Source organism: Methylobacterium sp. D54C (assembly GCF_053345595.1).
Map to the genome: position 1 here is coordinate 119,401 of NZ_JBKFAK010000006.1, position 21,411 is coordinate 140,811.

Here is a 21,411-nt window from a genome sequence, read left to right on the forward strand (position 1 = left end):
GAGACAAGGACGCGACGACGATGGCGCCTTCGTCCACGGGGGCGGCTAGGGTGGAGCGCCGCGCCGTCCATGTCGGTCGCGGTGCCTGCCGCGGGCAGAAGGGGAGGGGAGGGATGATCCGATCGAGATGGGGCCTGGCCGTGCTCGCGGCGGCGCTCGTGACGGCGCTCGCGGCGGCATCGACCGCCAGAGCCGAGCCCGCCAACCAGGTGCTGGGGACGTGGCGCATGGTGTCCGCTCGGCTCGATCCGGAGGGGCGCAACGCGCCGGCCTACGGCGCGCGCCCGAGCGGGCTGCTGGTGTTCACGCGCGACATGCACTTCGTCGAGGTGCTCACGGACGCCGACATTCCCCGGTTCGCCTCGAGCGCGCGCGGTCAGGGGACAGCGGAGGAGAACCGGGCGGCCATGGCCGGCAGCATCGGGTTCTTCGGCACCTACACGGTGGACGCCGACGGCGCGTTCAGCGGCAACCGCGTCGAGGGCTCGACCTTCCCGAACTGGGTCGGCGACGTGCGCACGACCGAGCAGCTTCGCCTGACCGTCGAAGGGGACCGGCTGAGCGAGAGCTTCCGGCGCCCGGACGGCACGCGGATCGCCATCACGTGGGAGCGCGTCCGCTGAGCCGGAGCCGTGCGCGCGACCCGGGGCTTCGGCCCGGGAGCGCCGCGCAGGAGGGCCGCGCAGGAGGGCCGCGCAGGAGGGCCGCCCCGACCCGGGGAGGGGCGGCCATCGGCGGATCGACGCGACGGAGCCCGCGTCCGTCGGTCCGCCGCGGAGGTTCACGCGTTCGCGCCGCCGTCGACCGTGAGGGTGGTGCCGGTGATCTGGCGCGCGGCCGGGCTCGCCAGGAAGGCCACCGCGGCCGCGATATCGTCCGGCGTCCCGTAATGGCCGAGGGCGGTCATCGCCCGCTGCATGTCCGCCTGCGCCCCGTCGGACGGGTTCATGTCGGTGTCGGTCGATCCCGGCTGCACGAGGTTCACCGTGACGGCGCGCGGCCCGAGTTCGCGCGCCAGACCCCGCGTGAACGAGAGCAGGGCGGATTTCGACATGGAGTAGACCGTCACCCCGGGGAACGGGACCCGCTCCCCGAGACAGGAGCCGATGGAGATGATCCGGCCGCCCTCCTTCAGGTGCGGGATGGCCGCCTGCGACGCCAGCACGACGGAGCGGACGTTGACGTCCAGGATGGCGTCGATGTCGGCGAGGCTCATCTCCGCGACGGGGCCGCCGCGGGCGATGCCGGCGTTGTTGACGAGGATGTCGAGCCCGCCGAGGCTCTCGGCCGCCTCGTCGACCGAGCGCTTCACCGCCGCGGCGTCGGCGCTGTCGGCCTGGATGGCGCGCCCGCGGCGGCCCTTCGCCTCGATGGCGCGGACGATCTCGGCCGCCCGCTCGGCGGACCGCTCATACGTGATGGCGACGTCCGCGCCCCGGTCCGCGAGCGCCAGGGCGATGGCCGCACCGATTCCGCGTGATGCGCCCGTCACCAGGGCGCGCTTGCCTGCCAGCTCACTCACGTCCGCCTCTTTCTGTAATGAACGACACAGAAATGGCTAGATGCGTTGCCGGCCCGGGTCAAGCGGTTTATATAACGATCGATGCAAAAATCCGCTTCGATCCAGGCAGGGGACCAGGCAGGGGATCAGGCAGGGGACCGGGCCGCGCCCGCCCGCGGTCGCGGCCGGCCCCGCGCCTTCGACCGGGAGGCGGCGCTCGATCAGGCGATGCAGCTGTTCTGGCGCCGCGGCTTCGCCGCGACATCCATCTCGGATCTCACCGCGGCCATGGGGATCGGGTCGCCGAGCCTCTACGCGGCGTTCGGCTCGAAGGAGGCGCTCTACGCCGAGGCGCTGCGCCACTACGGCGACCGGTACGGCGGGATGGTCTGGGCCAACTTCGACGCTGCCGCCTCGGCGCGCGGGGCCGTCGAGGCGCTCCTGATGGATTCGGCCGCCGCGCTCACCGGCGCCTGCGGCCGCATCGAGCCGCTCGGCTGCATGGTGACGCTCTCGGCTGCCGGCAGCGAGGGGCAGGCGGAGCTCGGCGCGTTGCTGCGCGCGGCCCGCGCCGAGGGGCGCCGACGGGTCGCGGAGCGGCTCGCGCGCGCGGTCGCGGCGGGCGAGATCGGCGCCGCCGTCGACGTCGCCGCACTCACCCGCTTCGTGCTCACGGTGCAGAACGGCATGTCGCTCCAGGCCCGCGACGGCGCGACCCGGGAGGAGCTCGAGGCCGTCGCCCGGCTGACGATGGCGGGGTGGGACGCGCGCGTCGGGGGTGAGGGCGATCGACCCCTCCGGTGACGGTTCGGCACGCGCGGCCCGCCGGCGGCCCGATCGTCTGGGGGAGGGCGCGCGGCGTCCTCAGGCGTCCGGCGGGAAGTCGGCGATGCCGTCTTCGATGAGAAGCTTCGAGCCGCTGAACGATATTCGCATAACAAACATTATGGAATTCAGCGACGAACTCCGCATGATCGGCGCTTATACTACGATCTGACCCCCGGCGTCATCGCGAGTCATCGCGAAGGACGGCTGCAGCCCGCGACCAGGGCATCGAGACCGGTCCGGGCGCCGGCCAGAGGGATCCGCTGGGTGTCGCCAGAGAGCGTCACGCGAAGGGTCTTGCCGGACAGGATCCGCACCCAGTCTTGCGTCAACGTTGTCGTGGTCTGGAGCACGATCTGGTCGTCGAGTTCCAGCTGTTTCGCCCGCATCGGCAGCGAGAGCGTGCCGCCCTCCGAGGCGAACTCGACCTCGGCCCGGGTGCCGTCCCGAGCGCGGTCTCTGTCGTCGTAGTAGTCGACACTCAGCTGTCCGCCCCGCGTGTCGCAGGTGAGCGCGAGGCTCTGCGCGCCGCTGTCCGGAATCTCGTAGGCAAGATGGACGCGACCGTCCCCTTCCCGCTTCTGCCAGCGCATCTCCTGCGCCATTGCAGGGACTCCAAGACAAGACCCTAGAATTGCCACGGTAAGAAAAGTGATCTCACGGCGCATGGCCTTCGATGTCCTCACGCTTCGTCCATGGAGATGCTGCATGATGGGTGGATTCTGTTCCGTGCGTGTATCCGGCCGGTGGCGCGTGCTCGATGATGCTGCGTGCCAGGCCGGAAGGCCGTGGAAGCCCCCGGCGCTGTCGGGCGGCCTGTCGTCGCCCGACATGTGACCGTCTTCGTCGACGCCGGGTCGAGCGCCAGCCCTTGTCCGCATGGTCGAAGGCGTGTGCCTCGGGCGATCCGGGGGCCGCCGTCGATCGCGCGGAGCGCCAGAGCCGTCACGATCGCGTCCGGGAATGCGCCGAACCCGTCCTCATTCCTGTCACACGCGCCCTGCGGCCGTACGGCCGCGCGCCGGCGTTGCCTCACGGTGGCGCTCCCTCTGTCATGCGAACCGCAGCCAGCAGAACAGAGCCACGGTGCCCAAACCTGTCCGATGGCATCGTCGGAGCCGGTAGCCCTGTCCAGAGGACTAGCTCATCGCCGCGCCGTGACGTTCGCTGCAGCGCGGGGTACCATACGATGGCGCTAGACATGGACAAGCCCCGTGCTCTTCCGGCGCAACACCGGCCGGACCCGGACCCGGAGCCGACGGCACGGATGCTGCCGGCGCGCTGCGCGAGATGGATGAAGTCTTTGGGAAAGCGTCCGGGACGCGTCGGCAGGATCTCGACAACGGTGCAGGACCGGCTCGACCGCCCGCCCCTCGATCCGTGCGAGGCACGGGGAGATACGGGTCACGGCGCCCTCCCCTCTCCGCGGCCATCGGGCGTCCCCGGAGGGCGGCGTGCCCGTCGACCGAACCTTCCGGCGCTGACGAGGATCGTGCATGCCCCGTTTGGCGATCACCGGCACTGAGCAGCGATACAACACGGTCGCGGCCGTCGAAGACGGCGGGCGGTGGCGCATGATCCTGCCTTTTCCGCAGGACTCGATCCGGGCCGCCGCCCTGGTCGGCGCTGCGGGACTGGTCTGCCTGTCCGATGACGGGGAAATCTGCCTGATCGACTGGCGGGCGGGCCGGGATCGCGTGCGGCGCCGCCTGCCGGGCGAGGGACCCTTCAATCACAAGCTGTTCGTCACCCGCGATGCCGACCGGATCGCGGTCTATCGGAGCCATGGACCGAAGAACGACGAGCAGTACTTCGACGACATCGTCGTCCTGCGGGCGTCGGATCTCGAGATCCTGCAGCACGGGCGCGGGCTCGTCTGGCATGCCGATGGCCCTGTCGGGTCCCTGTCGCCCGAGGAAGCCTATCCGCCGCGCCCGGACGGGCCGACCATCCTGACCATTCACGGCGACCTGTTCGAGGATCCCGGAGGGCGACTGGCCTTCATCGGCTTCCGGTGCGGGCCGGGCGGGTCGGCCTACGGGCTGTGTCGGCTCGAACGGGCCGGCGCGACGCTGCGCTACGACCCGCTGCCGGACGCGGTGAGGCCCTACTGGTTCAGCCCCAGCGGCCGCTACGCCGTCACGCCGCACTCCGTCCCGCGCGGGGGCCCACCGGAGGCAGCGGCCGATACGGGTGACGCCGGCCCTCCCCGCCTCGGACAGGCCGTCGAACTCTGGACGACCGGGCCCGTCGCCCGCGCGGCGACGCTCGTCGCGCGGCCCGGCTCCGAGCCTCCGCGCGCGATCACCGAGGTGGCCTGGGAGCCCGACGAGCGGGCGTTCTGGATCAAGTCGGGGTATTTCTGGGATCGGACCACGGACTTCCAGCGCATCGGCCTGGACGGCACGCGCTCGCCCGTCTTCTCCTTCGCGCGCTACGACGGCGCGAAGGCCGTCTCCGCCTTCGCCGACGTGGCGGATGCGGAGCGGGTCGAGATCCGCTTCTTCAGCGACTCCGTCTACATCCCGCGCGCTCGGTGCGCCGACGCGGCGCCCGCCCGGACGATCACCCCGGAGGAGGACGGCTATCGGCCCCGGCCGTCGGCAGGCCCGAGCGCGTCGGCGGTCCGGCGCTTCCTGGCGCGCTCGCAGCCGGTGGTCACCGTCGCGGCGTTCTCGGCCGCCGCCATCGCCGAAGCCCTGGACGCGCTCACCGGCCGGATCCGAGCGGATCTGGGAGAGCTCCTGCGGGGCGACGTGCTCGCGTTGACCTTCGAGGTCGGCGGGCGGGCGATGACGGAATCGGCCTTCTTCGCGCGCATCGCCCGCGAGCGCGTTGCCGTGGTTCCGGCGCTGCGCGCACTCCTCACGACTTATCTCGCGGTCCAGCCGGGGGTGGTGGAGGCCAGGAAGCTGTATCGCCAGCTCTGGGGGCCCGAGGACGATCAGGGTGCGCTGGCACCGGCCATGCAGGCGCTGCTCCACCTCGATCCGACGGCCCACGACGTCTTCCGCGACTACCTCGCCCAGCGCGACGGGGAGCACGAGGTCTTCTCCACCGACGTGATGATGAGGACCTACATCGCCGAGGCGGGCTGGCGCGACCGGGCCATGATCCGGTTCGGCGTCTATTTCGCGCTGATCCGGTACAGGGATGGCCTGATCACCCTGAGTGGCGGATTCCTGGAGGAGTACGGCGTCCTCGATGCCGCCGAGGGCCTGCTGGAGCCCGCCGACTTCGCCGCGCTCATCCTCGAGGAACTCGACGGGTTCGCGGCGCGCCCCGATCTCGACTGTCGCCTCGGGAGGGACGACCTCTACCGCGAGCTCCGCGCGAGCCTCGCGACCACCGCTTACGGGCGGACGGTCCTGACGGCGCTCGCGGCCCGATCCGCCGCGTCGTCCCGCCTCGCGTGAACGACCCGCGCGCATCGCGCGGCGGTCCAGCACCCGCGGGGCTGCCGGCCGAACCGACCTGTCCCCACTGACGTCCGGGCCGACAACCGATACGGTGGCGGGCGATGTACAAGCTCCCGCCCGGCAGCCTCTACCGGCTCCGCACCCTCGCGCAGACCGGCGCCCGCTTCTATCAGGTCAGCGGCTACATGCGGCGCATGGAGGTCCTGGGACTGGTTCTCGCGACGGGTCGGACGGATCCGGACACGAAGACCGTCGAGTACCGCATCACTGAAGCCGGCCGAGCCGAACTCGAGGAGCGTCACGGTCCGGCCTGGCCCGGCTCGGCCGAGGACGAGGCCTGACGCGCGGCGACGGAGCGACCCGAGCGCGATGGCCGGTGTCGCAGCCGCCGCGCGGCGCGAGCGGTTCAGGGAGAGGCCGCCGGCAACGGGGCCGTGACCGGGGCCGTGCCGGCGGATCGTCGACGGCTATCGGCTGCTGCCACCGCTGCCGCCCTGCGGCGACGGGCGCTCCGGCTGGTTGGCGTTGCCCGCGGCTGAGGAGCTGTTGGAACGCGTGTCGGCGGCTTGCCCGGTCGGCGACCCCGTCACCGCGACCGGCGCGCCGGTCGCGCCCGATTGAGGCGTGACGACGCCCGAGGAGGTCGGCGGCGCGCCCGGCGCGGTGGCCGGCGCCTGCGCGTAGGCCGTCCCGGCGAGGACGGCCGCGAGCGGCGCAGCGGCCGAGAGAGTACGCAAGAGAGTACGGTGTTTCATCGGGACCTCAATCATGGATTGAAGTCTTCAACGCCGGATGCGGGAAGAAGGTTCAGGGCGGACGAGAGCCGCCTTCGCGGATCTCGGTCCTGAAACGGCCCCGTCCGGCGATGAGCCGGACGGGGGGTCGCGGGTCGCCCCCGAATCAGGCGGCTCGGACGGTGGCCATGAAGCGCCCCACCTCGGCAGCGAGATGCTCGGATTGGCGCGACAGCTCGGAAGCCGCTCCCAGAACCTGGCTCGCCGCGGCGCCCGTCTCCTCGGCCGCGCCGGCCACGCCGGCGATGTTGCTGGTCACTTCGCCGGTGCCCATCGCGGCCTGGCTGACGTTCCGGACGATCTCCTGCGTCGCCGCGCCCTGCTGCTCCACGGCCGCGGCGATCGAGGTGGCCACGTGGCTGATCTCCTGGATCCGCACGGTGATCGACCCGATGGCCGATACGGCCTGACCGGTGGAGGCCTGAACCCGGGCGATCTGCCCGGTGATCTCCTCGGTGGCCTTGGCGGTCTGCTCGGCCAGAGCCTTCACCTCCGTTGCCACGACCGCGAAGCCGCGGCCGGCGGCACCCGCGCGGGCCGCCTCGATGGTGGCATTCAGGGCGAGCAGGTTGGTCTGTCCCGCGATGGTCGAGATCATGCCGACGACGTCGCCGATGCGCGCGACCGACGCGCTCAGTTCCTGCACCAGCGCGCCGGTCTGGTCGGCCTCGTTGACCGCCACCCGCGCCATGTCGGCCGAGCCGTCGACCTGCCGGCCGATCTCCTGAACCGAGGAGCCGAGTTCCTCGGCGGCGGCGGCGACCGTGTTGACGTTGCTGGCGGCCTCCTCGGCCGCGGCCGCCACGGTGGTCGACCGGCCAGCCGTCTCGGTGGCCGTCGCCGTCATCGTCTGCGCCGTGGCCTGGAGCTCGGTGGCCGAGGACGAGACCATGCCGATGATCCCGCCGACCGCGCGCTCGAAACCGTCGGCGAGCTCGACCATCGTCCGCTTGCGTTCGACGGCCGCCGCCTCGTCGGCAATGCGCCGGATCTCGGCCTGCTCGGCGGCCTTCTGGGCCACCATGGCCTTGATGCCCTCGACCGCCTTGCCGACGGCACCGATCTCGTCGCCGCGGGCGGCCTCCTTGATCTCGGCGTCGACCTCGCCCCTGGCCATCCGCTGCAGCACGCCGACGAGGCTGGCCAGCGGCCGGTTGATCCCGAACAGCACGATCCCGCCGAGGATCCCGAATGCGACGAGAAGGCCCGACGCGGCGATGACCGTGAGCGTCAGCTTGATCTGCTCGGCGACGGCGACGGCGTGGTCCCTGGAGGCTCTGAGCTCCCTGGCGTTCGTCTCGGTCCGCATCTGGACGCCTTCCAGCACTTTGGCCCGCGCGGGGCGGCCCTCGTCGACCGAGATCGTCCGGGCCCCTTCGGCATCGTTCTTCATGCCCAGGGCGATGGCACGGTCGGCCGCCGCGAAATACGCGCCCATATCGGCCTTGATGGCTTCGTTCGCCGAATGCCGAGCCGGGGTGTCCGCGAGGGCGATGAGGCGGTCGATCGCCTCGTAGGCGAGCGTCCGCTCGCGCTGGAAGTGCTGACGCTCGGCAGCCATCGTGGCCGCATCGGTCTGTATGATGATGTTCTTCTCGGAGATCGTCGCGTTGCTCATGGCCAGCGCCATCTGCAGCGCTGTGACGGCGCGAACGGCGGCCACGTCGACGATCTGCTGGGTGTTCTTCTCGAGCTCGTCGATCGCCGACCGCGCGAAGAAGACGATGCCGACGGCGGTCGCGAGCAGTAGGGCGGCCGGTATCGCGATCTTGGTGCCCAATCGCAAATTGCGAAACCGACCCATGACGTCCCCTCCAGTGTTCAGGATCGCAGAGAGCTCCGCAGCTTGCTCGCTGCGGAGAGATTTGAGCCAAGATGCGGGTGCAAAACTAAATACAGGTTAATGATCGCGGTCTTCTTGCCGAGGATATCCAATAGTGATTTGAGGTTGCGAGCTCGGTATCGGAGCGCGATCAATAAAAACCGCGCTCGTCCGGGATTAAAGTTCCGCGGCGTGCTTCACAACCACTGGATGAACTTTCGTCGAGCGCGTGACCGCAATCTCGGACACATCCCGCGGCGGTGTTCCAACGTCTCGCCCCGGGCGCAGCGACGCTGCCGAAGGGTGACCATCCGGACGAACCGGAGAAGCATTGCCGGCGGGCCGGGCGGCTGGCTCGGACCGTTGGCGGACCGTCTGCCCGGATGCGGAGGCGAGGGGGCGCCACCCCCGACCCGATCACACGGTTCCGCTGGACGCTCCGACTCGCCGCAGCGGGTGATGCCGGCCCGCAGATCCGCGCCATCGCGCGCCGTTCTCGACCTGCCGCGGAGCGCGGATGTCCTCTCCGCTCGTGGACCGTTCGCGAGGCACGCAGCCCACCCTCCTCCACGAGTGGGGAGGCCCGGGCCGCGCCGCATCGGCCAGCGTCTGATAACCCTTTCTTATCAGACGTAGCGCCACGCTCAGGCGCGACCGAGGGAGAGAGCCATGACGCTGCCCGCCACGCTTGCCGCCCGCGCCCGCGCCTTCGCCGACGAGGCGCTCTCGGAGAATTCCCGTCGGGCCTACCGCGCCGACTGGCAGCACTACGCGCGCTGGTGCAGCGGCCACGATCTCGCGCCCCTCCCCGCGGGTCCCGAGCAGGTGGCGAGCTACCTCACCTCCATGGCCGAGACCCACAAGCGCGCGACGATCGAGCGTCGGCTCGTCACGATCGGTCAGGCGCACAAGCTCCAGGGGTTGCCGTGGATCCCGGCGCATCCGGCCGTCCGGGCGGCGCTGCGCGGGATGTTCCGGCGCTACGGCAGGCCGAAGAAGCAGGCCGCCGCGCTCGGCGTGCCCGAAACGCTCCGGATCGTCGCCGCTTGCGAAGGGACGGTGGCCGCGCTCCGGGACCGCGCCCTGTTCCTGTTGAGCTTCGCCGGCGCGTTCCGGCGCTCCGAGGTCGCGCGGATCCGCCGCGAAGATCTCGCGTTCCGGGACGGCGCCGTCGATGTCTTCCTGCCGCACTCGAAAGGTGATCAGGACGGCGAGGGCACGGTCGTGACCGTTCTGGCAGGCGGGAGCCCCGCGACCTGTCCGGTTGCCGCGCTCCGGCGCTGGCTGCAGGCGGCGCCGGCCGACGGCTACGTCTTCCGGGCGGTCCGGGCGGACGGCACCGTGATGGACGACGGGCTGCATCCGGACTCGGTGGGCCGCATCGTTCAGAAGCGCGCGGCGGAAGCCGGCCTCGTCGCCGGACCCCGCGAGCGCATCTCCGCCCACGGGTTCCGCGCGGGCTTCATCACCGAGGCGTACAGGCGCGGATCGCGCGACGAGGAGATCATGGCGCATTCCCGCCACCGGGATCTCAAGACGATGCGGGGCTACGTCCGCCGGGCCAAGCTCGCCGACGCGCATCCGGGCCGCAACCTCGGCCTCTAGCGCCGGGGCGGCGCGTCAGACCGTCGGGAAGCCCGCGGTCGCCGCCGCGCCGGCCGTCGACCGTTTCACGGCAGGGAATGGTGAATTGCGACGACTCGCTGTTCCGGAGCGCGCCGCGTCCCTGCATCATGGTCGCGCCGTCGGGTTCGCGCGTCCGGGCCGCGGCCCGGCCAGGCGGATCGCCGTCCCGCACGACGGTCGCGCCGTCCGACCCGGCGGTGACGATCCCGACGCATGCCGTCCCGCCAGGATGAGGCGCGCCATGATGCGACACACGCACGGAGACGAGATGACGGGGCGCGGACCGGCCGGCGCGACGCGGCGGCGTGTGCTCGCCGGCGGCGTGCTGGCGACGGGCGCGGCGGCGTCGGGCACCGTGCGGGCGGAGGTCCACCCCGCGCGGGCCGGAGAGGTCCGCCACGGCACGGTCCGGGCCGACGGCGTGGACGTCTTCTACCGGGAGGCCGGTCGTCCCGACGCCCCGGTCATCCTGCTGCTGCACGGCTTCGCCAACTCGTCCTTCTACTTCCGGCACCTCATGCCGAGGCTGGCCGATCGCTTCCGCCTGATCGCGCCGGACCTGCCTTCCTTCGGGTTCACGCACGTCCCGGAGGATCGCGCCTACGTCTACGACTTCGCGTCGCTGTCGCGCACGACGGAGGCGTTCGTCGGCGCGCTCGGCCTCGACCGCTACATCCTCTACACGTTCGATTACGGGGCGCCGGTCGGATGGGATCTGGCGCTCGCCCATCCCGACCGCGTCGCCGGCATCGTGTCCCAGAACGGCAACGCCTATCTCGACGGGCTCGGCGACGCGGCCTGGGCGCCGCTGCGGGCCTACTGGGCCGCGCCGAACGCGGCCGCCGTCGCGGCGATCCGCGCCCGCATGACCCTCGACGGCGTCAGGGCCGCCTACGTCCAGGGTGTGCCCGACCCGTCCCGCATCGAGCCCGAGGCCTACACGCTCGACGCGGCCATCCTGGCGCGGCCGGGCAATGCCGACCGGCAGGTCACGCTCAAGCTCGACTACAAGCGCAATCTCGAGCGTTACCCGCTGATCCAGGCCTTCTTCCGCGCGCGTCGCCCGAAGCTCCTCGCCGTCTGGGGGCGCAACGACGCGTTCTTCATCCCGCCCGGCGCCGAGGCGTTCCGGCGCGACATCCCGGAGGCGCGCGTCACCTTCCTCGACGCCGGGCACTTCGCCCTGGAGACGGACGGCGACGCGATCGCGGAGGAGATTCGGCGCTTCTTCTGACCCTCTCCACCGGGCATGGCGCGGACCGGATCGGACCGCCGCATCCGACACTATCCCCGGCCTGATCGTGACCCTACGGTCGCGGACCTGGATCACGGAGATCGGGCGGGTCGCGCCCGTCGCAAGGGAGATCGCGGTGCCGCAACCCCAGTCCGCCTCGTCGGCCATGCTGTTCCACATGGTCTCCGGAGGGCCGCAGCCGGTCGCCCCCTTCAGCCACGCGGTCGAGGTCGACGGCTTCGTCTTCGTCACGGGTCAGATGCCCGACACGCCGGACAGGCCCGGCGTCCTGCCCGACGGGATCGAGGCGCAGACCCGCAACGTGATGGCCAATCTCGCGACGGTCCTGGCCGGCCTCGGCCTCGGCCTCGAGAACGTCGTCGTCGCGCGCGCGTTCCTGACCGAGTTCAAGCGCGACTACGCCGCCTTCAACGCCACCTACAGATCCTTCTTCCCGCCCGACCGGCTGCCGGCCCGCACCTGCGTGGGCACGACCGGGCTCGCCTACGACGCCCTGGTCGAGATCGACCTGATCGCCCACCGCGGCGGCGCGACGTCGCCGTCGTCGGACGCGCGATCGGGCTGAGCCGCGTCCTCCGCGCCCGGGCCGATCGGACGCGTCCCCGCTCAGCCTCGCAGCTGGCCGCCGCCGCGCACGACCAGGCCCAGGCCGACACACGCCGCGGTCAGGCCGAACACGACGACGTAGAGATGGTCGACCTGCAGTCCGGCAGCCGGGTAGTAGGCCGACCTCATCCATTCCGCGACCTGCAGGGCCGGATTGAACTTGGCCCAGTAGTACAGCCGTTCCGGCAAGTAGCTCGGCAGGAAGAGGACGCCGCTGGACACGTAGAGGATGATGCTGAACAGGGCGTAGCCGATCAGCCATCCGGGGAAGAAGCCGATGATCGCGACGTTGATCGTGCCGATCCCGATCCCGAGCGCGATCGCGGCGAGGTAGCCGCCCACCGCCGTCAGCGGGTCCGCCGGGACCGGGTTCGTGCCGAGCGCGACCAGGACACCGCTCACGACCAGCAGGGCCAGGAAGCCGGTCACGATCTCGACGAGCACGCGGGAGAACACCAGGTCGAACAGCCTGACCTGCGGGTAGTAGGTCAGCGGCCGGTTGACGATCACGGACTTCATGACTTCGCGCGAGATGTACTGGAAGACGAGCACGGGCACGGCGCCCGTGGCGAAGAACAGGGCCCTGTCGTCGCCGAGCGGCGCGGGCAGCTTCTGAACCGTGTAGATCGTGATCAGCACGAAGACGTGCACGCACGGCCAGAGAACGACGACTCCGTAGCCCCACATCGACGCGCCGAAGCGGGTGCGCATGTCGCGCAGCATCAGCGCGTGCAGGACGTGGAGGTAGGCCTCGACCGCGTTCCTCCGCGGCTTCACGCTCGTTCGCGCGCCCATGGAGCATGGCCTCTGCTGTCCGACGGCGGTCGGGAGGGGACGACGGTGCGGATGTCCGGAGGGGCCGGGGCGATGATCGAGGTCGGATCCGCCCGGCCGCACCGGCGCCTAGGCGGCGCGGGCCCGCGACGCGTCCCGCAGGCGCGTCGCCGTCAGCCAGGCCGCGGAGACGAGGAAATAGAAGGCGCCGAACGCCGCGTAGGGCGCGACATCCACGATCCCGGGGACCGCGGCGCCGGCCGCCTGCCGGATGAAGAAGCCGCCGGCGAGCGCCGATTGCGCGCCGCTCAGGACCATGGCCCACTGGGCGCCGGCCCGCCAGCGGCGCGCGCCGGTGAGAAGCTGGAGCAGTCCCGAGAGGATGGCCCAGGCGCCGAACACCGCGAGCACCGCGTTCGGGCCCCGTCCGAGGGCGACCGCGACCGCGATCGCGGTCGCCGCGCTGATCGCCGCGTTGAGGGCCTGGCTGGGACTGCCCGCGAGGCCGCCGTTGTGCCGCGCGTCGGCCAGGTTGGCGAGCGCGTCCCAGGCGGGATAGGCGACCAAGAGCGTCGCGGCGACCGCCGGCATGCCTCGCCCGAGGCCGAGCGCGGCGGCCACCCAGGCGGCGGCGACGCCGGCACGCACGAAGTAGTAGGCGGTGAGCCAGGGCAAGGCAGGACCGCGATCGCGCTGCGGGTCGGTTCTCATCGTCGGCTCCTTCGTGTACTGAGCGCGGCTCGACGGACCGGATCTATTCGTGAACAAGGTAGATGGACACGATAGATGCCGATTTATAGCTTTGTAGATCCGGATGCGCCGAGCGAATACGCGCTTCGATGGGCCCACGTTTAGGATCGGGAGCCGGCGCCAGCCATGTCGGAAACGCTGGAAAACTTGACCGATCTTCCGGAGGGCGGGCCGCGCAGCGCCGCGTCCGGTGACCTGCTGTCCCACGTGCTCGCGCAGATCCGCCTCACCGGGGACCGCGTCGAGTCCCGGCCGGTCGCGCCGGGCGAGCGCCTGGATCTGGATGCCGGCGCAGGCCACGTCCTCGTGGTGATCGCGGGCGCCCTCATCCTCGAAGGCGACGGCGAGTCCCTCGCGGTCGGCGCCGGCGACCTGCTGTTCCTGCCTCGCGGCCTCGGAACCGGGCGGTTGGTCGCCGCGGAGGGCGCGGACGTCGTCGCCTGCCGGTTCTGGTTCGATCCCTACACGCTCCGCAGCATGATCGCGCTCCTGCCGCGGCACATCTGCATCCGGCGCGAGGAGGGCGCCGGATGGCTCGACGGCCTCGTGCACTTCCTGCTGGTCGAGACGACCGACGCCGAACCCGGCGCGGCCCTGATGATCTCGCGCATCATCGACCTCGCGGTCATCCGCACGCTGCGGACCTGGGTTCATCTCGGCCGGACGTCGGGGTGGCTGGCCGGCCTGGCCGATCCCCGCATCGCCCGCGCCCTCAAGATCATGCACGAGAGGCCGCTGCAGCGCTGGAGCGTGGAGGCCCTGTCGGACGTCGCCGGAATGTCGCGGTCGAGCTTCTGCGAGCGGTTCAACGCGCTCGTCGGTCGCTCACCCCTGCGCTACCAGAACGAGTGGCGCCTGAACCTCGCGCGGGACATGCTCGCCGCGGGCGACGCCCGCGTCGGCGAGATCGGCCTGCGCGTCGGATACGAGTCGGAGGCGGCGTTCAGCCGGGCCTACAAGGCGCTGTTCGGCCACTCGCCCCGGGAGGCGACCGGTCGCGCCGCCGGAGCGCGGCCGGAAGGCTGAGGTCCGGCGCTCCGGCAAGCTCCGCCCGGGCCGATGCCGGCCGATCCCGTGTCAGCTCCCGCGATAGGTGGAGTAGCTCCACGGCGTGATGAGCAGCGGGACGTGATACTTGGCGTCCGGGTCCGAGACGCAGAAGCGCACCGGCACGCGGTCGAGGAACGGCCGCTCGGCGCCGGCACCCGTCCCGGCGAAATAGGCGCCGACGGCGAAGACGAGCTCGTAGGTCCCGGGCGTCAGGGCGTCGCCCGCGAGCAGGGGGGCGTCGGTCCGCCCGTCGCCGTTGGTCGTGGCCGACGCGACGGTCTCCCCGGTGCCGTCCCCGGCGAGGCGCCGGAGCTCGACGGTGACCCCGGCCGCCGGCTTGCCGGCGGCCGTGTCGAGGACGTGTGTCGAAAGATGGCCCATCGGCGTCCTCCCGGACGGAAAGGCCCGCGCCCGCGGCCCGAGGCGGGCGAAGGTCTGTCGGGCCGAAGGAGACGGTGGAGACGAGCACGGGGCGGGGGGCTCGGACAACCCGGAAAGCGCCCGGCATTTTCCGAACGATTTTGAAGGTCCTTGGCGCCGGGGCGGGTCGCTGCCGGCCTCGGTTCCGGGCACACCCGGGGCAGCGGCTCGGGCCGAACCACGAGCCGCGATCGAGGCCGAACCCGGCCCCACGACAGATCGCGGAGGATCCGTCCCATGTATCCGATCCTGCACGAATGGGGCGGGTTCCTCATTCGATGGACCCACGTCGTCGCCGCGATCGCCTGGATCGGCGCGTCGTTCTACTTCATGCATCTCGACGCCAGCTTGCGCGCCATTCCGGCAATCCCGACCGGCAAGGGCGGCGAGGCCTGGGAGGTGCACGGCGGCGGCTTCTACCAGGTGCGCAAGTATCTCGTCGCGCCCGACCGGATGCCGGAGCACCTGATCTGGCACAAATGGCAATCCTACGCGACCTGGCTGTCGGGCTTCTCGCTGCTGTGCTGGGTCTATTACGGTCAGGCCGACCTCTACCTGATCGATCCGGCGGTCCGCGTGATCACGCCGATGACCGGGGCGGCCATCGGCCTCGGCGCCCTCGCCCTCGGCTGGCTGATCTATGACGGGCTCAACCGCTCGCCCCTGGCCAACCGGCCGCCGCTGCTCGCGACCGCCGTGTTCCTCACGGTCGTCGCCTTCGCGTACGGCTTCCAGCAGGTCTTCTCCGGCCGGGCCGCGATGCTGCACACGGGCGCGGTGATCGCGACCTGGATGACCGGCAACGTGTTCCTCGTCATCATGCCCAACCAGCGCAAGGCGATCGCCGAGCTGGTCGCGGGCCGGGTCCCGAACCCCGCCTGGGGCAAGCAGGCGAAGAACCGCTCGTCCCACAACAACTACCTGACGCTGCCGGTGCTGTTCTTCATGCTGTCCGGCCACTACCCGATGGCGTGGTCCTCGCCCTACAGCTGGACCATCGTCGGCCTCGTGGTGATCGCGGGCGGCGTCGTCCGCCACTACTTCAACGTGCGCAACGCCGGCGGGGGCGACCGCTGGTGGACCTGGGGCGTCGCGACGGCCTGCGTGGCGGTGGCGGTCGCGATCAGCGTCGCCTCGTCGCCGGGCGCCCGCGAGCGGATCGGCCTGTCGGCCGCCGCCGAGGCGGCCCCGGCCCCGGCCCCGGCCCCGGCCCCGGCGATCAGCCTCGCGGCGGCCGGGACGGGCGCGCTCGCGGGCCCCGCGGTCGACGACGCCGTGATGGCCGTGGTCGGGACGCGCTGCGCCATGTGCCACGCCGCCGAGCCGCTGTGGCCGGGCCTGACGAGCCCGCCCAAGGGCGTGCTCCTCGACAGCCCCGAGCACGTCGCGCGCTTCGCGCCGGCCATCCGCCTGCAGGCCGTCCTGACCCACGCGATGCCGCCGAACAACATCACCGACATGCAGCCCGAGGAGCGCGCGGCGCTCGCCCGCTGGCTCGCCGCGCGATAACCGTCCGACCCCGCTTCCGCGCCAACGCAGGATCCCGCCCGTGACCGCACCGGATACAGACGGCCCCCCGCGCGACTTCGTCGGCTACGGCGAGGCGCCCCCCGACGCCCGCTGGCCCGGCGGCGCCCGGGTCGCCGTCCAGTTCGTGCTGAACTACGAGGAGGGCGGCGAGCGCTCCGTCCTCGACGGCGACCCCCACGCCGAGATCTTCCTCTCCGAGATCGCCGGGGCCACACCCTTCCCCGCGCGGCACATGAGCATGGAGAGCCTCTACGAGTACGGCGCGCGCGCGGGCGTCTGGCGGATCCTGCGCCTGTTCCGCGAGCGCGGCGTGCCCCTCACGGTCTTCGGCGTCGCGCAGGCGCTCGCCCGCAATCCGGCCGCCGTGGAGGCCTTTCTCCGCGACGGCCACGAGATCGCCGGCCACGGCTGGCGCTGGCTGCCCTACCAGGACGTCCCGGAGGCGATCGAGCGGGAGCACCTCGCCCGCGCGGTCGAGACGATCCGGAGCCTGACCGGCGAGACGCCGCTCGGCTGGTACACCGGCCGCGACAGCCCGAACACCCGGCGGCTCGTGGTCGAGCAGGGCGGCTTCCTCTACGATTCGGACAGCTACGCCGACGACCTGCCCTACTGGGTCCGCGTCGCCGGCCGGGACCACCTCGTGGTGCCCTACACCCTCGACACCAACGACATGCGCTTCTCGATCCCCGGCGGCTTCCCGTCGGGCGAGCAGTTCTTCGCGCACCTGCGCGACGCCTTCGACTGCCTCTACGAGGAGGGGGCGGGCGCCCCGAAGATGCTGTCGATCGGGCTGCATTGCCGCCTCGTCGGACGTCCCGCCCGCCTGCCGGCCCTCGCCCGGTTCCTCGACCACGTCCTGGCCCGTCCCGCCGTCTGGGTGACCCGGCGGATCGACATCGCCCGGCACTGGGCGGCCCACCATCCTCCCGGCGCCCCGGCGGCGGGACCGACCCCGGAAAGGACGATTCCGTGATCACCATCGCCGCGCTCAACGCGCTCGCGCGCGACGCCTTCGTGGACCTTCTCGCCGAGGTCTACGAGCACTCCCCCTGGGTCCCCGAGGCGGCCTTCGACCGCGGGCCCTTCGCGGGGCGCGCGGACCTGCACGCGGCGATGGAGGCGACGGTGGCCGGCGCCGACCCGGTCCGCCAGCTCGCCCTGCTGCGGGCGCATCCCGAACTCGCCGGGCGGGCCGCCCAGCGCGGCGAGCTCACCGCGCATTCCAGCCGCGAGCAGGCGGGAAGCGGATTGCTGGGCGGCCCCTCCCCCGCAATGGCGCGGCTGCAGGACCTCAACCGGGCCTATGCCGAGCGCTTCGGCTTCCCGTTCATCATCGCGGTCCGGGGCCTCGACCGCGACGCGATCCTCGCCCGGCTGGAGCAGCGGCTCGGCAACCCGCCGGAGACCGAGCGGGCCGAGGCCCTGCGGCAGGTCGGACGGATCGCCGCCCTGCGCCTGGAGGCCCTCGTCGCGGCCTGAGGCGCCGGCGTCAGACGGCCCGGCCGCCGACCAGGGCGAGCTGCTCGCTCACGTGCTGGCGCAGGGCCTCGTGCGTCATGTCGACGAAGGTCTTGGTCCGGGCCGACAGCATCTTGCGGGACGGGTAGAGCAGGCCGAGCGTCACGCTGGTCGGCGGGGTGTGCTCCAGGACCGGGACGAGCCGGCCCTCGGCGAGGTGCGCCGCGACCTCGAACAGCGGCTTCAGGACGATGCCCTCGCCGGCCAGCGCCCAGGCGGTGAGCGTGTCGCCGTCGTCGGCGTCGATGTGCCCCGAGACCGGCAGGGTCACGGTCTCCTGGCCGTCGACCAGCGTCCAGCGGAACTGCTCGGCGCCGGGATAGCGCAGCAGCAGGCAAGCGTGCTGCAGCAGGTCCGCCGGCTCGGCGGGCGCGGGGTGCCCGGCCAGGTAGGCCGGCGCCGCGCACAGGACCCGCTCGATCTCCGCGACCTTCCGCAGGGTGAAGGTGGAATCGCGCATCTGCGACAGGCGGACCGCGACGTCGACCGCCTCCTGCACGAGGTCGAGGAGGTGCTCCGACAGGCGCAGGCGGACATCGGTCTCGCCGTGGCGGGCGCGGAAGCGCGGCACGAGCGGCGCGACGACCCGGCGGCCGAGACCGAGCGGCGCCGTCACCTTCAGCACCCCGCGCGGCACCGCGCCCGCGGTCTCGACGCTCTTCTCCGCCTGCTCGACCGCCGCGGTGATGTCGAGGCAGCGGTCGTAGAAGATCCGGCCGGCCTCCGTGAGGCTCATGCGCCGCGTCGTCCGGGTGAGCAGGAGGCAGCCGAGATGCTCCTCCAGGGTCTGGATCCGGTAGCTCACCACCGACGGTGACAGCCGCAGCGAGCGGCCGGCGGCCGAGAAGCTCCCCGTCTCCGCCGAGCGCAGGAAGATGCGGATGCTTTCCAGGGAAATCATGGGCGGGGATCGTCAGGAGCGGTTCGGACCTGTCAACGGACTGTCCCGACATTTTGAACTCGGCGTCCGACCCGATCATCCCCCGCGGCGTGACGTTTCGGTCGGTGCAGCCCGCTCCGTCATTGCGAGCGCAGCGAAGCAACCCAGGGCTGCGGGACATCGGGGAACGTGGTGCCGGCTGGATGGCTTCGCTCCGCTCGCAACGACGGCGGAACCGATCTGATCAACCGAAACGGCATCAGAAGACGTGGAACGCGACGCCGGCGAGGAAGCTCTTCTCCTCGGTGCCCTTGAAGGTCGCGGTCTCGACGTTCCCGAACTTGTTGTGCCAGTACTGGAACCCGACGAAGACATCGACCCGGTTGGGCTGATCGTAGACGAGCTTGCCGAGATCGAGCACGAGGTTGGTGCGCGACAGGACTTCGAGCCCGCGGGGCGGGTTGAAGGCGAAGGCGGCCGGATTGCTCACGCCCCGCCCCTTCGGCAGCACGATGTTGTTGAAGCCGACGAGGCTGAGCGGCAGCCCCGTGAAGGTCAGGGGAAAGCTGTAGACCAGCTCGAATTCCGGGACCGTGTCGAAGCTCTGGTCGCGGTCCGGCTGGAGATTGAACCCGTTCCGGTTCCACTCCTTGTAGGCTTGCACGGAGAGGTTGAGAAAGCCCGCCGGCACGTCGAAGGCGAAGTTCAGGCCGCCGACGATGTCGCGCTTCTTCGAGCCGAAGGCGTCGTTCTGGGCGTTGGCGTCGAAGCCGAAGGCCAGCGACACCTCCTTGACGAGGCCGGGAACGGTGAAGGCCTTCGTGCCCGTGAGCGCGTTGAGGCTCAGCGTGCCGCGATACAGCCCGTAGGCTTCGGTGTTGCCGTAATCGGCGAAGAACGGGGCGGCGACGGAGCCCGGCGCGTTGGTGGTGCCGGCCGGGAACTGGGAGCCGGACTTGAGGATGTCGAGGGAGAAGAAGTTCGTCCCGTAGGCCCAGGCATCGGCGTGGGAGATATTCAGGATGTGCTTGGGCGCCGCGCGGGAGACGAAGCTGCCGTCGGGGCGCTGGATCTGGATTCCGGGCGAGACGGTGGGGAACTGGTAGCGGTAGCTGATCTGGGTGTCGGCGAAGAGGAAGAACGGGCCGTCCTCCACCACCGTCGTGGCCTCGGGCGCCACCGGCGCCGAGGAGGCCGTCCCGAGGTCCTGCGCCCCCGCCGCGCACGTCATCCCGAGCGGCAGCAGCGCGGCCGCGATCCGACAAGCCATGGTCATGTCCGCCCCCTCCTCCCGGCCGCCTTCAGTGCGAAGCGTCGGCCCGCAAACCCGCGCGCTGGCGCGCGACCTCGTCCGGCGTGACCGCCTGACCCTGCCCGCCCCACTCGGCCCGCATCCAGGTCGCGAGGTCGGCGAGCGCCGCGTCGTCGATCAGGGCGGCGAAGGGCGGCATGGCCTCCATCCGCTCGTTGCCCGGGAAGCGCTGCGCCGGGAGCCCGACGAGGATCGCCCGCAGGAGACCGCCCGCGCCCGCGACCCGCATCGCGGTGTTCGTCCGCAGCGGCACGGAGACGTGGGGGATCCCCTCCCCCGCCCCGCCGTGGCAGCCGGCGCAGAGGCCGGCGTAGCTGGCCCGACCCCCGGCCGCGACCGCCGCGGGGATCGCCGCGGGGGTGGCGGCGACCGGCGTCTCGGGCTCGGCCGGCAGGGCGTCGCGGTCGAACAGGTAGGCGGAGAGCGCCGTGAGGTCGGCCGCGTCCATGTGCTGCGTCGAGAAATGCACGACGTCGAACATCTGGTGCGTCGCGCCGCCCTGGGCCGAGAGGCCCGTGCGCATGAACCCGACGAGCCCGTGCGGGGTGAAGCCCATCCGCGCGAGGCCCGCGGGCGTGATGTCGGGCGCCTCGACGCCCTCGATCGTGGCGCCGCGATAGACGGCGTCCGGGCGCATGGCCTGGAGCGCGTTGCGCGGCGTGTGGCACTCGCCGCAATGGCCGAGGGCGTCGGCGACGTAGCGGCCCCGGTTCCACAGGGGGGAGCGGCCCGGATCGGGCGCGGCGACCGTGGCCGGCAGGCTCAGGAGGTTCCAGGCCGCCAGGGTCCAGCGCTGGTCGAACGGGAAGGCGAGGGTATTGGCCCTGTTCTCCACCGCGACCGGCGCGCGGGTCATCAGGTAGGCGTAGAGGGCGTCGACATCCTCCGGCGTCAGGCCGCGATACGACGTGTAGGGCATCGCCGGGTAGAGGTGGCGGCCGCCCGGCGCGATCCCGTCGCGCAGGGCCCGGTGGAAGTCGGCGCGGCTCCAGCCGCCGATGCCCTGCGGGCTCGGCGAGATGTTGGTGGCGTGGATCGTGCCGAAGGGCGTCTCCAGGGGCAGTCCCCCCGCCCAGGGGGCGCCGCCCCGGGCCGTGTGGCAGGCGAAGCAGTCGGCCGCGGCGGCGACCTTGGCGCCGCGGGGGGCGAGGCCGCGCACGGCCTCCGCGCTCAGCGGGGTCTCGACGTCGCGCGCGACGACGCTGCGCTCCAGGGCGCCGGAGGCGACGAGGCCGGCCGCCGAGACGGCCACCGCGAGGGCGGCGGCGAGCCCGGCGCCGACGCGCCGCGCGGGGGTGGTGAGGGACGGGATCCGCACGGCGCGCC

21 protein-coding genes are annotated in these 21,411 nt (G+C 71.9%); 11 read left to right on the plus strand and 10 right to left on the minus strand.

From position 1 onward, the window contains the following. Nucleotides 1-113 precede the first annotated feature (113 nt). The gene (locus ACLBYB_RS15335; protein WP_042675022.1) at nt 114-623 is read left to right on the plus strand and encodes a lipocalin-like domain-containing protein; all 510 of its coding nucleotides are present in this window, start codon (nt 114-116) and stop codon (nt 621-623) included. 158 nt (nt 624-781) lie between these two features. On the opposite strand, the gene ACLBYB_RS15340 is transcribed toward ACLBYB_RS15335, so the two are convergent. Beyond that, a complete protein-coding gene (locus ACLBYB_RS15340; protein WP_020094818.1) occupies nt 782-1,522 on the minus strand; it encodes a glucose 1-dehydrogenase in 741 nt (246 codons plus the stop codon). Between the two features lie 81 nt (nt 1,523-1,603). On the opposite strand from ACLBYB_RS15340, the gene ACLBYB_RS15345 reads away from it, so the two are divergent. After that, nucleotides 1,604-2,305 carry a TetR/AcrR family transcriptional regulator gene (locus ACLBYB_RS15345; RefSeq protein WP_447699278.1) on the plus strand — a complete coding sequence of 234 codons (702 nt, stop codon included), beginning with the start codon at nt 1,604-1,606 and terminating at the stop codon, nt 2,303-2,305. 212 nt (nt 2,306-2,517) lie between these two features. On the opposite strand, the gene ACLBYB_RS15350 is transcribed toward ACLBYB_RS15345, so the two are convergent. Continuing rightward, nucleotides 2,518-2,931 carry a hypothetical protein gene (locus ACLBYB_RS15350; protein ID WP_447699279.1) on the minus strand — a complete coding sequence of 138 codons (414 nt, stop codon included), beginning with the start codon at nt 2,929-2,931 and terminating at the stop codon, nt 2,518-2,520. 891 nt (nt 2,932-3,822) lie between these two features. On the opposite strand from ACLBYB_RS15350, the gene ACLBYB_RS15355 reads away from it, so the two are divergent. Then, nucleotides 3,823-5,742, plus strand: coding sequence for a hypothetical protein (locus tag ACLBYB_RS15355; RefSeq protein ID WP_447699280.1), 1,920 nt, complete (start codon nt 3,823-3,825; stop codon nt 5,740-5,742). 104 nt (nt 5,743-5,846) lie between these two features. Next, nucleotides 5,847-6,086, plus strand: a complete 240-nt coding sequence (locus ACLBYB_RS15360; protein ID WP_042674370.1) for a hypothetical protein — start codon at nt 5,847-5,849, stop codon at nt 6,084-6,086. A gap of 126 nt (nt 6,087-6,212) precedes the next feature. On the opposite strand, the gene ACLBYB_RS15365 is transcribed toward ACLBYB_RS15360, so the two are convergent. Together ACLBYB_RS15365 and ACLBYB_RS15370 are read right to left on the minus strand one after the other, a co-directional pair. Then, complete coding sequence (locus tag ACLBYB_RS15365; RefSeq protein WP_447699281.1) at nt 6,213-6,515, minus strand: hypothetical protein; 303 nt, start codon at nt 6,513-6,515, stop codon at nt 6,213-6,215. A gap of 130 nt (nt 6,516-6,645) precedes the next feature. Next, nucleotides 6,646-8,343, minus strand: a complete 1,698-nt coding sequence (locus ACLBYB_RS15370) for a methyl-accepting chemotaxis protein (protein ID WP_447699282.1) — start codon at nt 8,341-8,343, stop codon at nt 6,646-6,648. A gap of 687 nt (nt 8,344-9,030) precedes the next feature. Between ACLBYB_RS15370 and ACLBYB_RS15375 the strand changes: the two genes are divergently transcribed. From ACLBYB_RS15375 to ACLBYB_RS15385, 3 genes are all read left to right on the plus strand, one after another. Continuing rightward, entirely contained in the window at nt 9,031-9,966 is a 936-nt protein-coding gene (locus ACLBYB_RS15375) for a site-specific integrase (RefSeq protein ID WP_447682300.1), read from the plus strand. Nucleotides 9,967-10,255: 289 nt separating this feature from the next. Beyond that, the gene (locus tag ACLBYB_RS15380; protein ID WP_447699283.1) at nt 10,256-11,221 is read left to right on the plus strand and encodes an alpha/beta fold hydrolase; all 966 of its coding nucleotides are present in this window, start codon (nt 10,256-10,258) and stop codon (nt 11,219-11,221) included. 166 nt (nt 11,222-11,387) lie between these two features. Next, nucleotides 11,388-11,807: a RidA family protein gene (locus ACLBYB_RS15385; RefSeq protein WP_026605155.1), complete on the plus strand. Its 420-nt coding sequence runs from the start codon at nt 11,388-11,390 to the stop codon at nt 11,805-11,807. A 41-nt stretch (nt 11,808-11,848) separates the two neighbouring features. Here the strand turns inward: ACLBYB_RS15385 and ACLBYB_RS15390 are convergent, their stop codons facing one another. After that, complete coding sequence (locus ACLBYB_RS15390; RefSeq protein WP_020094533.1) at nt 11,849-12,643, minus strand: ABC transporter permease; 795 nt, start codon at nt 12,641-12,643, stop codon at nt 11,849-11,851. Nucleotides 12,644-12,751: 108 nt separating this feature from the next. Next, nucleotides 12,752-13,333, minus strand: a complete 582-nt coding sequence (locus ACLBYB_RS15395) for a DUF308 domain-containing protein (protein WP_447699284.1) — start codon at nt 13,331-13,333, stop codon at nt 12,752-12,754. 165 nt (nt 13,334-13,498) lie between these two features. On the opposite strand from ACLBYB_RS15395, the gene ACLBYB_RS15400 reads away from it, so the two are divergent. Continuing rightward, nucleotides 13,499-14,398: an AraC family transcriptional regulator gene (locus tag ACLBYB_RS15400; RefSeq protein ID WP_447699285.1), complete on the plus strand. Its 900-nt coding sequence runs from the start codon at nt 13,499-13,501 to the stop codon at nt 14,396-14,398. A 51-nt stretch (nt 14,399-14,449) separates the two neighbouring features. Here the strand turns inward: ACLBYB_RS15400 and uraH are convergent, their stop codons facing one another. Then, nucleotides 14,450-14,803 (minus strand): hydroxyisourate hydrolase, encoded by a 354-nt coding sequence (uraH, locus tag ACLBYB_RS15405; protein ID WP_447699286.1) that lies wholly within the window; start codon nt 14,801-14,803, stop codon nt 14,450-14,452. A gap of 276 nt (nt 14,804-15,079) precedes the next feature. Between uraH and ACLBYB_RS15410 the strand changes: the two genes are divergently transcribed. From ACLBYB_RS15410 to uraD, 3 genes are read left to right on the plus strand one after another with little or no spacing between them, the layout of a single operon-like run. Further along, on the plus strand, nt 15,080-16,351 hold the full coding sequence (locus tag ACLBYB_RS15410; RefSeq protein ID WP_447699287.1) for a urate hydroxylase PuuD: 1,272 nt from the start codon (nt 15,080-15,082) through the stop codon (nt 16,349-16,351). Between the two features lie 40 nt (nt 16,352-16,391). Next, entirely contained in the window at nt 16,392-17,348 is a 957-nt protein-coding gene (gene puuE / locus ACLBYB_RS15415) for an allantoinase PuuE (protein ID WP_132368692.1), read from the plus strand. Further along, entirely contained in the window at nt 17,345-17,854 is a 510-nt protein-coding gene (uraD, locus tag ACLBYB_RS15420; protein ID WP_447699288.1) for a 2-oxo-4-hydroxy-4-carboxy-5-ureidoimidazoline decarboxylase, read from the plus strand. Before puuE ends, uraD begins: the two co-directional genes overlap by 4 nt. Nucleotides 17,855-17,864: 10 nt before the next feature. Here uraD and ACLBYB_RS15425 read toward each other — a convergent pair whose 3' ends face one another. From ACLBYB_RS15425 to ACLBYB_RS15435, 3 genes are all read right to left on the minus strand, one after another. Next, complete coding sequence (locus tag ACLBYB_RS15425; RefSeq protein WP_447699289.1) at nt 17,865-18,794, minus strand: LysR family transcriptional regulator; 930 nt, start codon at nt 18,792-18,794, stop codon at nt 17,865-17,867. A gap of 238 nt (nt 18,795-19,032) precedes the next feature. Further along, nucleotides 19,033-20,049 (minus strand): hypothetical protein, encoded by a 1,017-nt coding sequence (locus tag ACLBYB_RS15430; RefSeq protein ID WP_447699290.1) that lies wholly within the window; start codon nt 20,047-20,049, stop codon nt 19,033-19,035. A 25-nt stretch (nt 20,050-20,074) separates the two neighbouring features. Continuing rightward, nucleotides 20,075-21,403: a c-type cytochrome gene (locus ACLBYB_RS15435; RefSeq protein WP_447699291.1), complete on the minus strand. Its 1,329-nt coding sequence runs from the start codon at nt 21,401-21,403 to the stop codon at nt 20,075-20,077. Nucleotides 21,404-21,411: the final 8 nt, after the last annotated feature.